The sequence below is a fragment of the Candidatus Nitrosotalea sp. TS genome, from assembly GCF_011319465.1.
Taxonomy (GTDB): domain Archaea; phylum Thermoproteota; class Nitrososphaeria; order Nitrososphaerales; family Nitrosopumilaceae; genus Nitrosotalea.
Map to the genome: position 1 here is coordinate 62,099 of NZ_RCMB01000002.1, position 14,210 is coordinate 76,308.

Annotated in this window: 12 protein-coding genes and 5 pseudogenes; 2 read left to right on the plus strand and 15 right to left on the minus strand. The window is 40.6% G+C overall.

Annotated elements, in window-relative coordinates; translation table 11 throughout:
* Positions 1–283 precede the first annotated feature (283 nt).
* The 7 genes and pseudogenes from DYY67_RS00785 to DYY67_RS00810 form a co-directional block, all read right to left on the minus strand.
* Positions 284–837, minus strand: a pseudogene (locus DYY67_RS00785) (CBS domain-containing protein).
* Positions 837–3,520 (minus strand): annotated as a pseudogene (ppdK, locus tag DYY67_RS11770) (pyruvate, phosphate dikinase). Before ppdK ends, DYY67_RS00785 begins: the two co-directional pseudogenes overlap by 1 nt.
* A gap of 26 nt (positions 3,521–3,546) precedes the next feature.
* On the minus strand, positions 3,547–3,891 hold the full coding sequence (locus DYY67_RS11775) for a triose-phosphate isomerase (protein ID WP_445082554.1): 345 nt from the start codon (positions 3,889–3,891) through the stop codon (positions 3,547–3,549).
* Positions 3,892–3,914: 23 nt separating this feature from the next.
* A complete protein-coding gene (locus tag DYY67_RS11780; protein WP_445082555.1) occupies positions 3,915–4,220 on the minus strand; it encodes a triose-phosphate isomerase in 306 nt (101 codons plus the stop codon).
* A 424-nt stretch (positions 4,221–4,644) separates the two neighbouring features.
* Positions 4,645–4,813, minus strand: a pseudogene (locus DYY67_RS00800) (50S ribosomal protein L40e).
* A gap of 26 nt (positions 4,814–4,839) precedes the next feature.
* Positions 4,840–5,762: pseudogene (locus DYY67_RS00805) on the minus strand (succinate--CoA ligase subunit alpha).
* Positions 5,755–6,866, minus strand: a pseudogene (locus DYY67_RS00810) (succinate--CoA ligase subunit beta). Before DYY67_RS00810 ends, DYY67_RS00805 begins: the two co-directional pseudogenes overlap by 8 nt.
* Positions 6,867–7,327: 461 nt before the next feature.
* Here DYY67_RS00810 and DYY67_RS00815 point away from each other — a divergent pair.
* Positions 7,328–7,696, plus strand: a complete 369-nt coding sequence (locus DYY67_RS00815; RefSeq protein ID WP_166389915.1) for a hypothetical protein — start codon at positions 7,328–7,330, stop codon at positions 7,694–7,696.
* Between the two features lie 178 nt (positions 7,697–7,874).
* Here the strand turns inward: DYY67_RS00815 and DYY67_RS11370 are convergent, their stop codons facing one another.
* The 6 genes from DYY67_RS11370 to DYY67_RS00835 form a co-directional block, all read right to left on the minus strand.
* On the minus strand, positions 7,875–8,015 hold the full coding sequence (locus tag DYY67_RS11370; RefSeq protein WP_320415885.1) for a hypothetical protein: 141 nt from the start codon (positions 8,013–8,015) through the stop codon (positions 7,875–7,877).
* 235 nt (positions 8,016–8,250) lie between these two features.
* Positions 8,251–11,022: a class I tRNA ligase family protein gene (locus tag DYY67_RS00825; protein ID WP_445082560.1), complete on the minus strand. Its 2,772-nt coding sequence runs from the start codon at positions 11,020–11,022 to the stop codon at positions 8,251–8,253.
* Entirely contained in the window at positions 10,928–11,212 is a 285-nt protein-coding gene (locus DYY67_RS11785) for a hypothetical protein (protein WP_445082556.1), read from the minus strand. The genes DYY67_RS00825 and DYY67_RS11785 overlap by 95 nt, the downstream gene beginning before the upstream one ends.
* Positions 11,178–11,309 (minus strand): class I tRNA ligase family protein, encoded by a 132-nt coding sequence (locus DYY67_RS11790; RefSeq protein ID WP_445082557.1) that lies wholly within the window; start codon positions 11,307–11,309, stop codon positions 11,178–11,180. The genes DYY67_RS11785 and DYY67_RS11790 overlap by 35 nt, the downstream gene beginning before the upstream one ends.
* Positions 11,310–11,555: 246 nt before the next feature.
* Complete coding sequence (locus DYY67_RS00830) at positions 11,556–11,954, minus strand: hypothetical protein (RefSeq protein ID WP_166389917.1); 399 nt, start codon at positions 11,952–11,954, stop codon at positions 11,556–11,558.
* Positions 11,955–12,146: 192 nt separating this feature from the next.
* The gene (locus DYY67_RS00835) at positions 12,147–12,395 is read right to left on the minus strand and encodes a hypothetical protein (RefSeq protein ID WP_166389919.1); all 249 of its coding nucleotides are present in this window, start codon (positions 12,393–12,395) and stop codon (positions 12,147–12,149) included.
* Positions 12,396–12,492: 97 nt separating this feature from the next.
* On the opposite strand from DYY67_RS00835, the gene DYY67_RS00840 reads away from it, so the two are divergent.
* Positions 12,493–12,939: an Lrp/AsnC family transcriptional regulator gene (locus DYY67_RS00840; RefSeq protein WP_166389921.1), complete on the plus strand. Its 447-nt coding sequence runs from the start codon at positions 12,493–12,495 to the stop codon at positions 12,937–12,939.
* A 20-nt stretch (positions 12,940–12,959) separates the two neighbouring features.
* Here the strand turns inward: DYY67_RS00840 and DYY67_RS10310 are convergent, their stop codons facing one another.
* The gene (locus DYY67_RS10310; protein WP_255492580.1) at positions 12,960–13,109 is read right to left on the minus strand and encodes a hypothetical protein; all 150 of its coding nucleotides are present in this window, start codon (positions 13,107–13,109) and stop codon (positions 12,960–12,962) included.
* Positions 13,110–13,120: 11 nt separating this feature from the next.
* Positions 13,121–14,131: a TrmB family transcriptional regulator gene (locus DYY67_RS00845; RefSeq protein WP_255492581.1), complete on the minus strand. Its 1,011-nt coding sequence runs from the start codon at positions 14,129–14,131 to the stop codon at positions 13,121–13,123.
* Positions 14,132–14,210 lie beyond the last annotated feature (79 nt).

Here is a 14,210-nt window from a genome sequence, read left to right on the forward strand (position 1 = left end):
GTCGGTAGAGAATCTGCATTATTGATTATGGATGTGAATACAAAAGATTGTGTTTGTTTATAATAAAATGATTAATTTTGTGTTTGTTGTAAAGTATGTTTGAACTAAACACACTGTTGAATATATTCATCTAATGTGCAAGAACTGCAAGTAGAAACCGTGGAATAATACAACAAAACCACGTAGAGAAAGTCTGCAATCCACGGTCTCTATATGTAATTTTTCTTGTATTGTGCAGAATAGAAAAAACTCCTCAAGGGTATTTTTTAAAGAAAGAGTATAATCATTCTACAATCTTTAGCGTGTCAGATGCGGTAATTATTCCGACAATCTTGGTATTTTTTGAAACAAGAACACATTTTGAATATCGTATTAGTGAGACCAGTGTCTTGACAGGTGTGTTGTAATCTACAATGGTGGACGGGGATCCATTATCTCTGACAGTCTTATCTTCTTTCTTTGCGTCTCATCATTGTCAATGAGATGTTTTACTATGCCGTCCTCTGTCACTACGCCCATTACTTCAGTTCCTTCAAACACCGGAACCTGACTAATTGACAAGTCCTGCATTTTTTTTATTGCGTCATTTAAGGTGTCACTTGTCTTTAGTTTTACAATCTCTTTGCTGCAAATGTCGCCTGCTTTCATTGCCGATTGGCTTTCAAGTGACCACAGCACCTCGAATATTTTTCTTGCAGTGGCATAGCTTGGCTGACATCTTCCAGACTCGATCTGATTTATCATGGAGGTGCTGACGCCTGTAAGGGAGGCAAGCTTTTGTTGCGTCAATCCAATTTTCTGTCTTGCCTGTTTTATGGATTCAAGTCTTGGTAGCATTATCTGTCACGTACCACTTTTTTTGAGGATTTTTTCGAGTCTTCAAGGGCTGCCTGTGCTGCTGCAAGTATTGCTATTGGCACTCTATGTGCTGATGCGCTCACATATGTTAATCTGACCATATTGCAGAACTTGATTGAACGGGGGTCTCCTCCATGCTCGCCGCAGACTCCTATCTCAAGATTTGGTTTGACATCCCTGCCTCTTGATATTGCAATCTGCATGAGGTCTCCTACTCCGTTGATGTCTAGCGACTGGAATGGATTTTCTGCCATTATGTCTTTTTCAAAATATTCTGGAAGGAATTTTCCCTCTGCATCCTCTCTGCTAAAGCTAAATACTGCCTGGGTGAGGTCATTTGTTCCAAAGCTAAAGAACTCAGCCGTCTGTGCAAGCTCAGCAGATGTCAGACAAGCCCTGACAACTTCCATCATTGTGCCAAAATTCATTTTCAGTTTGACTCTAAACTTTGATTCAACATCTGATTTTATGGAATCGTATATTTTTTTGATATATCTCAATTCGTTTATGCTTCCAACCTGTGGAATCATTATCTGTGGATGAACGTCTATTTTTTCTACTCTAAGCTCTGCCGCTGCTTCACATATTGCTCTAATTTGCATCTCGTATATTTCTGGATAAGTGACGCCTACTCTGACTCCGCGATGGCCCATCATTGGATTGAACCTCTGCCAGCTCTTTTGCTCTGTCAAATATTTTCTGGTGTCTGAATTATTTGCTCTGGGAGGCCTTGTTTTTCTAGGGAATGTATCTTGTTCATCAACTCCTCAGTGTTTGGCAGAAACTCGTGTAATGGAGGGTCTAAGAGTCTGATTGTTACGTGGTACCCTTGCATTATTTTGAGAATCTCCTTGAAATCATGTTTTTGTAATATGCGAAGCTTCTCCAATACTGCTTTTCTTTCTTGTATAGTCTTTGTCATTATCATCTCTACAAAGACTGTCAAGTCTATCTCGTGCATTGAACATTCTTTCTGTTCTGCACAATCCAATTCCTTTTGCGCCATATGATCGAGCAAGTTTTGCAGCTTCTGGTGTGTCTGCATTGGCTCGTATTCCAAGTGTTTTGAATTTCTCGGACCATTCTAGTATCGTTCTAAAGTCGTCTGTCAGTTTTGGCTCAACTGTAGGTATATCTGCCTGTGTACACATTGCCAGTGCTTCCGTCCACTGTTATGGTATCTCCCTCGCTAACAGTTTTGCCATTGACCAAGAATTGCTTTGCAGAATAATCTATTTTGATATCAGAGCATCCCAACAATGCATGGTTTTCCCATCCCTCTTGCCACCACTGCCGCATGAGATGTCTTTCCAGCCTCTGCTTGTAAGAATTCCAGCTGATGAAAAAAACGCAGGCACATCTTCTGGCTTGGTCTCTTCTCTGACCAAGATGACCTTTGCTCCGCTCTCACCCGCACTTGCTGCTCTTTTTACATCAAATATGACAATGCCGGACGCAGCGCCTGGTGATGCAGGTATGCCTTTTGTTATGGGCTGAATCTCTTTACTGCTTCTGTATCTATAGTTCTGTGCAAAATTTGGTCTAGATCTTCAGGATGCAGACGAAGGATTGCTCGCTCTTTTGATATCATTTTTTCTTTTACCATTGAAACTGATGTTCTAATCATGCCAGCTGTATTCATTTTGGCAGAGCGTGTCTGCAACAGGTAGAACCGACCTTTCTCAACTGTGAATTCAATATCTTGAGGTTCCTTGAAATGTCTTTCAAGTTTGTTGCATGTATTGAGCAATTGTTTGTATGTTGAGGGCATTTCTTTTGACATGTGGTCTATTGGCTGCGGTGTCCTGATGCCTGCTACGACATCCTCTCCTTGAGCATTGACAAGATATTCCCGAAGATCTTTTTTGAACCATCCGAAGGATCGCGCGTAAAGACCACACCTGTTGCACTGTCACTTCCCATGTTGCCAAATACCATGGTGACAACATTTACTGCAGTTCCACTTGCGGCATCTTTTGAAATTTTATATTTTTCTCTGTATACTACTGCCCTCTCGCCCATCCAGCTCTTAAATACTGCCTCTATTGCAAGCTCAAGTTGTTTGTATGGATCCTCTGGAAACTGCTTTCCAGTATGTTCTTGGCAGATTGTTTTGTACTGTGATACTATTTTTTGCAGTGACTCTTCGTTTAATTCGTAATCATGTTGTACGTTTTGTTGCTTTTTTGCATCAATGCAGAACACTTTCAAATTTTTTGTCATCTACGCCAAAGACTACTTTGCCAAACAACTGGACAAATCTTCGATAAGAATCAAGTGCAAATCTTGGATTCTTGCTTGAATTTGCAAGCCCTAAAACTGTCTTGTCATTTAATCCCAAATTAAGAATGGTATCCATCATGCCAGGCATTGATACTGAAGCGCCTGATCTTACGGATACCAAGAGAGGGTTTTTCTCAGAGCCAAATTTCTTGCCTGTTCTTCTCTCAATTTTTTGAATATTTTTTTTTACTTCTACCATGAGGTTTCTTGGCAGCTTCTTGTTGTTGCTATAGTATTTGGTGCAAACATCTGTTGTAATTGTAAAACCTGGAGGCACTGCAAGTCCAAGCCTTGTCATCTCCATCAGGCCTGCGCCCTTGCCGCCAAACAATTTCTTGTTCTTTCCGTCGCCTTCGTTAAAAAAATAGACTGACTTCACACAGGAACTCTATTAACCGAGGAATATCAAATTTTTCTGCTTTTTGTGAAGGCCTGAGCAAACTCGCCAATTGTTTTCTCCCAATTCTTGGCCTTGACTATGCCACTTGCAACTAGAATGCCGTTTGCTCCAAGCTCAAGTGCCTTTGACACATCATCTCCTGTGACAATGCCTGCACCGCAGAGCAACTTGGTGGAATTTTTTGCATCTTTTACTGCCTTGACAGAATTTGTTATGATCTCAGGTCTTTCCTTTGACACTGCTTTTCCACTTCCTATCAGCTCAGGCGGCTCTATTGCGATATAGTCGGGATTTAGCTTTGCATATTTTTTTGCCTCATTTACATCTTTTACGCATACAACAGATGTCATCTTCAAACTCTTCAGTCTCAGAACTAACTGTTCAATAGTCTTGACTTGAAATCCTGATGTTCGCTGTGATTAACTAGAGACCCGCTGACTCTTGATTTTTTTAAAAGCTCTGGAACAACAAATCCTGTAGTGCTGCCAACTTTTGAGATGTCTGTATGCTGAGAAAACACTGTAACTGGAAGTTTGGCCACTTCAGATATCAAATGTTGTGGAGGACACACGATGATTTTTGTTTTGTATTTTTTGGCAATCTTTGACGCAGCCTTTGCCAGTCGTAATGAATTGCCTGCTGAAATCTCTTCATAATTTTTAAAGTTAATTATGAACAAATGCTTTCAGCTGAATTTGTTGTTGCCTCTATATCAAGAGTTCCTTGTTTGAACGCTATGATGGAATCTGACATGATTTGTTTTTTGAAAATTCTTATAGGATGGAAGAAAAAAGAAATTTCATGAGAAGAGAATCATTTTTGCTGTTAGGAGCAACTTCATGGACTTGTATCAAATGCCAAGTCTTTGGGGTATAATGATGATGATCTTGTAAAAGTTGACATTTAAAAAAATACTTGAAAGCGGAGACAGTTATAGTATTAGCAGAATTGGAAAATTGGTTTGCTGGAAAAATGAATGGTGTTGACCAATCAGTAATTGACAGGGTACTGAACATTGCACACTACCAGAAATCAAAGTTTGAGGCAAACAACAAGTTTAGGATAGTATCAGATGGCAACGATTGTAGCTGCGGAGGCACTGATTACTTCTTTATGCCCAGTGTTCTGTTCTTCAATCTCAGGTAAGGATTGTGGCACTTGCGGCATCTTGCTAGCTGACATTGAATTTTTGGCACCGCATGAGAAGCAGACCTTAAAGTAAAGTCTTGCCTTTTGAGCAATCTGTTTTTTTAATGGATCTGTAATTGGCATTTTCTATTTTTCATCCTATTTGTCTGCTATTTGTTTCTACCCTTTTCTAACTTTCCTGCAAGCAGCATTGGCACTTCAGCAGGCCTCTTGGCAACAGGTACGTTTGCCTTGGCATACATGGACACCTTGGATTCTGCTGAACCGTATGTTCCATAAATTATGGCACCTGCGTGACCCATTCTTTTCTCCTTTGGAGCTGCACGTCCTGCAATATATGCTACAACGGGCTTGTCAAACTTGGTATCAATGATATGTTGCGCCAGCATCTCTTCAGCATCACCACCTATCTCTCCTACGACAACTACTCCGTCTATGTTGGCTCCGTTTCGAATTGTGTCAAATGCCTGTATCAGGGGTGATCCGTTAATTGGGTCTCCGCCTATTCCAAAACAGATGCTTTGACCAAAATTTGCCAGTGATAGATTGTTGGAGACTTCATACATGAGAGTGCCGCTTCGTGAAAGCACTGCGATTCTTCCAGGCTTGAATGGGGATGCTGGCATGATTCCAATCTTGATGACTCCTGGTATTATTACTCCGGGGGTATTTGGTCCAACCACGATTGCATCGTATTTTTTTGACAGTTCAACTACTGTTAACGCATCTTTTATTGGTACGTGCTCTGGGATTGCAATTAGCAGCTTGATTCCAGACTCTAGGGCCTCAACTGCTGCACCGAGGAAAAACTTTGCAGGAACAAAGATTATTGAAATTTTTGCAGCCAGTTCGCGCTTACCGCATCTTTCATGTTTTCATAAATTGGAACGCCTTCAAATTTTTGTCCGCCTTTTCCAGGGGTAACTCCGGCAACAATGTTTGTGCCATATGCAAGCATTTGCTGTGTATGCAGTGATCCAAACTTTCCCGTGATTCCCTGAACAATTACTGACTTTTTTTTGTAGTCCTTGTCTCCTTCCTTTCCGATTAATAATTCAAAAAGATCAGCCATTTTTATTTACCTCAATTACTGCGGCATTTATTGCTTCTTCAATTGTATCAAACATTTTTGTTCTAGAGCCCTTTAGCATCTCTTTTGATTTGTCTGCCTCTGCACCTGACATTCTTGCAAAGACTGGCACGTCAACCAGCTTGGTATCGTATGCCTTGATGAATGCAGTAGCAACAGTAGTTGTTTTTACAATTCCTCCGTAAAGATTTACAAGTATGCCCTTGACTTTTTTCATTTTACTAATCAAAGTAAGAGCTTCGTATACGGTATCAGTTGTTGCTCCGCCCCAACATCCAGAAAACATGCTGGTTTTCCTCCATTGTCAGATAGCATATCCAATGTAGACATGACAAGACCTGCTCCGTTACCTACAACGGCAATGTTGCCATCAAGCTCGACTAGTGAGAAGCCGCTTTTTTCAGCGCGTTCTTCAAGTTCTGAGACCTCCTGGAATTTGCGCAACTCGTCATGCCTGAACATGGAATTATCGTCAATTATCATTTTACCGTCTAGTGCAACAAGTGAATCGTCCTTTAGTATTGCAAGGGGATTGATCTCAGCCAACTCTGCTTCCTTTTCTACTGTAACTTTGGATAATTTTTGAAGTATGTCGACAAACTGTGTGAGTGCCTTGTCTTTTAACCCCATTTCTTTGCCTATTTCTTCTGCAGTTTTTGTATCAACATTTCCAAGTCCTACTTCGTGTATTATCTGGTTCTTGACAGACTCTATCTCTACACCTCCTTCTGCAGAAGATATCACGGTATAGCATCTTTTGCTTCTGTTCAAAAACAATGAAAGGTAAAGTTCTTTTTTGATATCTGCCATTTTTTCAAGCAAGATTGCCTTTGTCTTTTCTCCTTTGACTACTTTTTGCATTATTTCTGGATACTTTAATTCAAACTCATCTGCATTGTGACACTTTTGGATGGCCCCTGCTTTTCCTCTTCCACCCACTGCCATCTGCGCCTTGATGACAAATGGAAAGCCAAGTTTTTCGGCATCCTTTCTGCCTTGTTCTATGGTGACAGATGTTAATCCTTGAGGAATTGGAATTTTATAATCTGCAAATAATGCCTTGGCCTGATATTCAAGTAAACGCATGGAAAGATTTCATTTTTATGGTCTTTATAATCTGTATGTACAGTCATTTGGGTTAATTGATAATTGGCTCGTTTCACAATGCTGCTTGTGTTATAAAATATTTAGCTGATCATCTTTTTGATTTGTTGTTTGTGTATTGGGTTTGTTCTGGGAATATTTGGTAGTGTATCATAAGATTGGATTTTTGTGATAAGGAGAGTTAAAAATGCTACAGGTTAGTCATTTTTTGGAGTAACGACCAGGCAAGAGGGTGTCCTAATAGACACTCGGTCATACTCCATAACTTTACAATTTTTAGTTTTAAATGGCTTAAGATGAAATAAAACGCTATTGTGATTAGATTCTGTTATTTTTTTCAATTTTATTGACTTTTTACAACATTTCTATAGTTCATCTTGTGCTCAATTCTAGTAATCTACCTATTTGATATAAAACAAAACCGCATTGAATCTGTCCAATGCATGAAAATACTGGAATTTTGTGACCTGATACTTGCCACGAATAAAAAAATTCGCTACGTTGGGGTGTATCATGACGAGAAGATATATCACAAGTTACAGAAAAATGTGAAAAGCCATTTTACAGATGAAGAAAACATGATATCCGTAAAGACAGAGGTTGTAAGGGCATCCATGCGCCGATACATGGTGGAAAAATTGGGCGAACCCATATTTTCAATTACCATGTATCCAAAGGTCATCATGGTAACTTTCCATTTTATGGCGACAAATCTTGTATTGCTAAGTATGGAACCAAATGTAAACACCGATGACATCATAAACAAGATACAGAATCTGATAAAAACACACGGCTATTCATTAGTGCCCTAGTTGCGCGCTGCAGTCATTTGCAATTATGGAAAACACAGAATGTTTCACAATGAACGAACACAGTCTTTTCAATAGGTACCACGTAGTTATCGATGTAAGTTGTAGATTCTTACCAAGGCGGTCTGTTCTTGGTGGAAGTCATCCGGAACAGACCCCCTTTGTTATTGTGTTGGTTTAATCAACTAAATTGCTCTTCTAGCAAGTCTACGCACGAAAGCAAGAGGTCCCTGCTTTTTTTCACAAGCCATCCTGGGAACTCTTCTACTGTAAAAACTAGCTGTTGTTGAAAACTTGGAGGTATGCTTCCTCCAGATGTCACCACTTGTACTATTACATAACCGTCAGTTCAGTGTGCAGACTGTTTCTTGGTAAGAGTCTCCTTCCTCTTCCATGCTGTTTCTGTATAATACAATGGGCGTCTTTGTCCTTGCCACGATGAGAGGATCCCTTTTTTAGCAATACTTGAAAGTGGGACAAAAGCCAACCATCAAGAGTTATTTGCTTGGGCATGAGAATTAATCTCTGTTTAATTATTAAATTGGATAGATAAAACCCTACTCTATAGAGATTTGGATCTTTTGACCATCAAGATCTTCGTCTTTGTAACTTTTGGCCTTGTCTGAAAATTCAACCCTTTTTACCCTTACAAGAAAGGCAAGTTCTGACTGCTTTTCGTTGACCATTGTGAGGGAATCCTCATCAAGGCCTTGGATGTATGCTGCATCCAAGACATCAGTTGGGTTGTATCCGCGCTCTTTTCTGAGCACCTGCAACCTTCTTGCTATGTCTCGAACCAGGCCGCGCGCCATCATCTCACGGTTTCTTGACGTGCTGATAAACACTATGAGCGAATCACGTCTTGCCATCGCATGGCCTTCTTTTTCTGTAAAATCTACTATAAAGTCATCTCGGTCTAGCTCAATTTTGTTGCCGCCAAGATCAAAGCCAAATGTTCCATTTTTCAGTAATCCATCAACAATCACGGCAGGGTCCGTCTCTGAAAACTTTGCCACAAGGCTTCCCATCTCTTGTTTTGCTTTTGGACCTATCTTCTTTCGTTCAAGTTCGACCTTGGGTGTGATGGGCAATCCGGATTTTATCAGGTTTGATACAAGCTCAAGCCCTTCTGATTTTGGCAGCTCAATTATTTTGTATTTTTCTACATTGAGTTGTGATACAAGCAAGTCTGACAGGGATTCTAGTTTTTGTTTCTGTGATGGCTCCACGCAAATGATTGCTTCATTTAATGGCCATCTTCGTTTTAGTTTTCCCTTCATTCTTGCAGCTGCTGAAACTGATACTGCTTCTTTCATCAGGTCAAATGATTCTTCTATTTTTTCACTGACTAGTGATTGTTGTGGGGAGGGAAAGTCTTCCAAGAGTATGCTCTTTTTTTCAGAAAACATTGTGGTGTACAGATACTGTGTTGTAAACGGGCAGATTGGATGAATCAGGACATCGATTGTTTTTAAAATCTCATACAATGTGGCATAGATTGCAAGCCTTCTTTCCCTTGATGATTCGTCTTCTGTCCACAGCTCCTCTCTTGTGATTGGGATGTACACCTGGCTTACAGAATTTATGATATAGTCATCTATTGCCCTTGCTGCTTCATGGAACCTGCATCTGTCTTGGGACTCTATTACAGATGAGATTAATTTTTGTAGCTTTGACAGAATCCAAATCTCTGGCTCTTTTAGGAGATTCCTGTCTTTTGCCCATTGTACTGTGAAAGTCTTGTCATACTTGTCGTATTCGCTATTTTGTTTCAGGTAAATGTGCAAGTGATAAAGTGTGCTGAGGATCTGGTATGGCCTTGAGACAAGCTCGTCTGTGCTAAAGTTGAGGGGCTCTATGGGGCTTGATTTCCACATGAAATACAGTCGAATCAAATCTACAGAATACTTGTTTAGCAGTTCAATTGCATCCAGAACATTTCCCTGACTCTTGCTCATCTTGTTGCCGTTTTTGTCAAGAACGTGTCCCTGGAACAGAAATGATTTGAAAGGTGCGATCGGCGCATCGTTGAATATCACGTTTTCAATTAGTAGTGTGTATGCCCATCCTCTTGTCTGGTCTATGCCTTCAGTAAGAAATGCCGCTGGGATGTATTCTTGATAGTCGTTGTTTGAAAGTGACGCATATGGTGCAGCTCCGCTGTTGTGCCATGTATCCAAAACAAACTGCTCTCTTTCCATTTTCGATTTGCACTTGCCACAGCTTATCGCAACTTTATCTATCCATGGCCTATGCATCTCAAAATTTGGACCATCTGGAAGATCCGATGCTGCCTTTATGATGTCATCTCTTGAGAAGAACCATTTTTGGTTACCGCAATTTTTACAGTTCCAAAGGGGTAACGGGCAGCCCCAGATGCGCTCCCGTGAGATGCACCAAGGGTGTCTGTCCTTGATTATCTCGACAAACCTGTTTCTTGGCGGCTCAAAAAAATACTCGACACTCTCTGCTGCCTTTATTGCCTTGTCTCCTAGCCTGTCAAGAAAATAAAAAAAGCCCCTTCTTGCAAGCCATAGCAGTTTGTGCTGTGATCTCCAGCACAATGGATATTGATGCTTTATCTTTCCTATTCTCACAAGGGCATTTTTTTCCTTGACTGCTGCAACTATCTTGTCATCTGCATCTCTTACAAAAAGTCCTGCAAAGGCACCTGCATCTTTTGTAAATTTTGCCTCGTCATTTATTGGGTTAAAAATTGGTATCTTTCTTTTTGTTGCAATCTCAAAATCTTCTTCGCCGTTTGCAGGTGACAGGTGGACAAGTCCGCTTCCTGTCTGCACATCAACAAAATTCTCTGACACTACGATGTGAAAATTGGGAAGAGTGGAACGCTCTTTGAGTCCTGGGATCTCGTCTAAAAGGGGATGGATGTATTTTTTTCCTTCAAGTGTAGAGCCCTTTACTTCCTTGATGACTGTGTGTTCTTCGACTCTGGCCTCTTTTACAAATTCTTCTAGTCTGCTTTTGCCTACAAGCCATGTCTCATCTCCAACTCTGACATGGACATAATCTTCATCTGGGTTTACTCCAACCATTGTATCCGTAACAAGTGTGAACGGCATTGTGGTCCAAACAATGAGGTATAGATCCTCGTCTTGCATCTTGACCTTGTAGTACAGTGATGGGTCCTGAACTGTGTCATATCCTTGATTTACTTCGGCATGGCTCAGAGATGTCTGGCAGCTTGGACAGTATGCCACAACCTTGTATGCTTCAGAAAGAATTCCGCTTTCGTGAGCTTTTTTTAGATATTTCCATTCTCGTTCGATATATTCGTCCTTGTATGTCCAGTATGCATTTTTTTGGATTAAATGACATTCCCAATAATTTGTCAGACTCTAGCCATTGCTCATTGAATCTGTGCACAATTTTTTTGCATTCTAAAACAATTTTTTCAATTCCTGCAGATTCTATCACCTGTGACTTGCTTCCAGAAATGCCAAGTTCTTTTTCTGCCTGCAGCTCAACTGGGAAGGCCTTGCGTGTCCCATCCTGCATTGAAAATAATCTTGTAGCCCCGCAGAGTCATGTACCTGTACCACAAATCCTTCATTATTCTGCCGCGAAGATGTCCTGCATGTGGAGTTCCATTCATGGTGGGAGGGACCCTCGATGAAGACTGTTTTTTTTGTTTTATTTGGAGACTCGAAAATTAATTTTTCTAAATCGATGCCTGATAATTGTTGCTTGACCTCATCTTCCACCTTCTTTGGATTAAACTCGCTTGAAATCTGCATGGATAAGTGGCTATAATTTTACTGATTTTATAAAGGTACGATAGAACTGTATTATCAGAAAAGTGAGTTTTGCTAAAAAATGCTTTCACTAGCTGTAATGTATGCTATGACCAGATTCTGATTGACCCTTTTTTGCATTTTTCGTACAGTCCAAGCTTGTACAGTTTTTTCTCTAGTTCCTTTTTGAGCTCTTTTGGCACAGCTATGTGGAGAGGAATGTCCTTGCCGTTCATCTCCCTGCCTGTAAATGCCTTTAGCTGTGCATTTATGTTCGGATCGTCTTTGATGTATGTCTTGACTTCGCCTAGGTGTCGTAGTGCGCCCTTCATGCCCTCTAAATCTGGGGTCTGTCCATCTCTTTCTTTTGGCTTTGGAAGACTCCTGTACTTTTCATCAAAATACTCTGGCATCTCTGCAATGTCGATGTGCGTTATTGTAATTCCTTGAGATTCCAAAGTGATAGCAAGAGAGTTTAGCATCTTTTGGTGCTCCGCAGACGTCATGTTAGTAATATCTGAAAATGATTAAATTTAGATGTTGTTTGATTTTGGTTGTACTATCCCCTTCTAAATGATTGCCTATTTTTTGTTATTCTGTCAAAATCAAGAGAAGGGAAAAGTCCAACGTCTTTTCCCCATTTTTCTGTACGGCTCTACCGACGGTACCACGTAGCCTACTCAAACGCCCTGAAAGAGTCACCAATTCCACATGGGATTGACTCTAAAGATGAGTACTACGTATCCTATCAGAACACCTGCCACGATCAAGCCAGCTGATTCGTAGAATGCGACAGGGTTGTTTCCGCCGCCGTATCCTCCAGCTTCTGGGTTGATGACAAAGATGGTCACAAATACACATGCCAGCATTATGGCAACTGCTATTGGTATGTATTCATCGTGGCGTTTTCTTTGTTGGATTTTACCCGACGCGTCGTATGTTGACATGTCTTAGGTACGTTGTACATAAATATAGGGATATGCCAATTTTTTAACACAAATGTCCAAGAAAATCCTTAATTATTGAACAAATATGCATAATTGTATGGCAGTTGACGATCTGGACAAACGCATACTAGAAGAACTATTGAAGAACTCAAAGCGTTCTTACCGCCAACTGGCAGACGAGCTTGCAATTGCACCGGGAACTGTTCTTAATAGAATAAAGAATATGGAGTCAAAGGGGATAATCAAGGGCTATACCATAATTGTGGATCAAGGAAAACTAAGTTCACAAATCGTTGCCTTGATTGAGATAATTTCATCGGGAGGAAAACTGGAAGAGATGGGAAAAAAACTCTCCAAGTTCCCAAACATATACGGCGTCTATGAAACAACCGGATCACCTGACGCAATCATACTTGGAAAATTCCGGGATACGGACGAGCTTGGAAAATTTGCAAGATATCTTTTGGGGCTGCCGTCTGTTAGCAGGACAAACACCCATGTGGTGCTAAATACCGTCAAAGAAGACTTTAGAGTTTTGCTGTGAATTGCTTCTAAGATATAGTACTAGCTCAGTGCTATTTTTGAATCGACCTTGATGTGTATCTTCTCACCTGTATGCTGGTGATCATTGTAAATCATCTTGGTCTTGATTCCTTTTTTGTTCAGGTATCCTTCAAGCAAAAGCGCCCAAGGGATAGAGTGTCCGCTGTTCATCTTGGATTCTATTACAAAGTGATTGCCCTGCGACTCGTATTTGAGATGCCCGAACATGTGATATCCAACGTAGAGTCAACAAGTGAAATTATTTCGTCAAGTGTCTTTGATTGTATGTCAAGCCCATTTTTCTCCAAAAATACCATGAGGTCAATTCCCTTGCCTTTTGAGTTTAGCATTGAATTTAACACAAATCCAAGTCCATTTTCATTTACCAGTTGCACTACCTTGAGGGTCTCTTGTGCGTCTGACTTGGTCATATCTGACAAATTGTTGACCTTGATGCCGCTCTTCCAGGCATGCTCAAATGTCTTGACCTGGTTTGTACCAAGCACATCTGTTGACAGAAATATCGCGCCCTTGCCATTGCTGCTGTTAATCATTAGAATCTCAGAATCGTCAAAAGTAATCATGTTTTGGGAAACCTCTGCAGTCTTGATCTTGATCTCAGACGGCAGGTTGTGGAATGTTTCTGTTCCTACAAGATTTGACGGAATTATTATCTTGACATCAATATTTCTTCTCAGAGCTACCAAGAGCTCATCTTTGCACTGGGAGATGAGGCCGAGTCCCCATGAATCAATTATTGCATGAATCGATGTCTTGGAGCCTTCTATCATTGTCTGGAATTGTTTGAATACGTAATTCTGGGCAAGGTGGAAATATCTTTTTTCTTCTGAGCCTCTTGCCTTTTTACTGTCCTCGCTGAGTCGCTTTAGTTTGGTAGTAAGACTGTTCATTGCGTTGACACGGTTTATCTGCTCCTGTATGATTTCATCAAATGCGTCTTCTGGTGCAATGGCCGTGCACATTATCGGCTTGCTTTTTGATATTATTGCAATCTTCTTTTTTTCAAGTTTTAGTAATGTAGGATATACCTTGGTTCTTGGCAGGTCGGAATAATATGCAAGCTCGCTTGCGGAAATCGTGCCTTTTGTAATCAACGTGACATAGGCCTGTGCTTCGTATTTGCTCAGACCAAACTCTTCCAAGCTTACTGCTAAATCCTGTCCCTTGACCATGCATGAAATTGGCTACTTGCAAGGTAAGCTCAATAGCTAAATTCATTGAACAAAGGTTAGAAAAAATACTAAGCTGTAT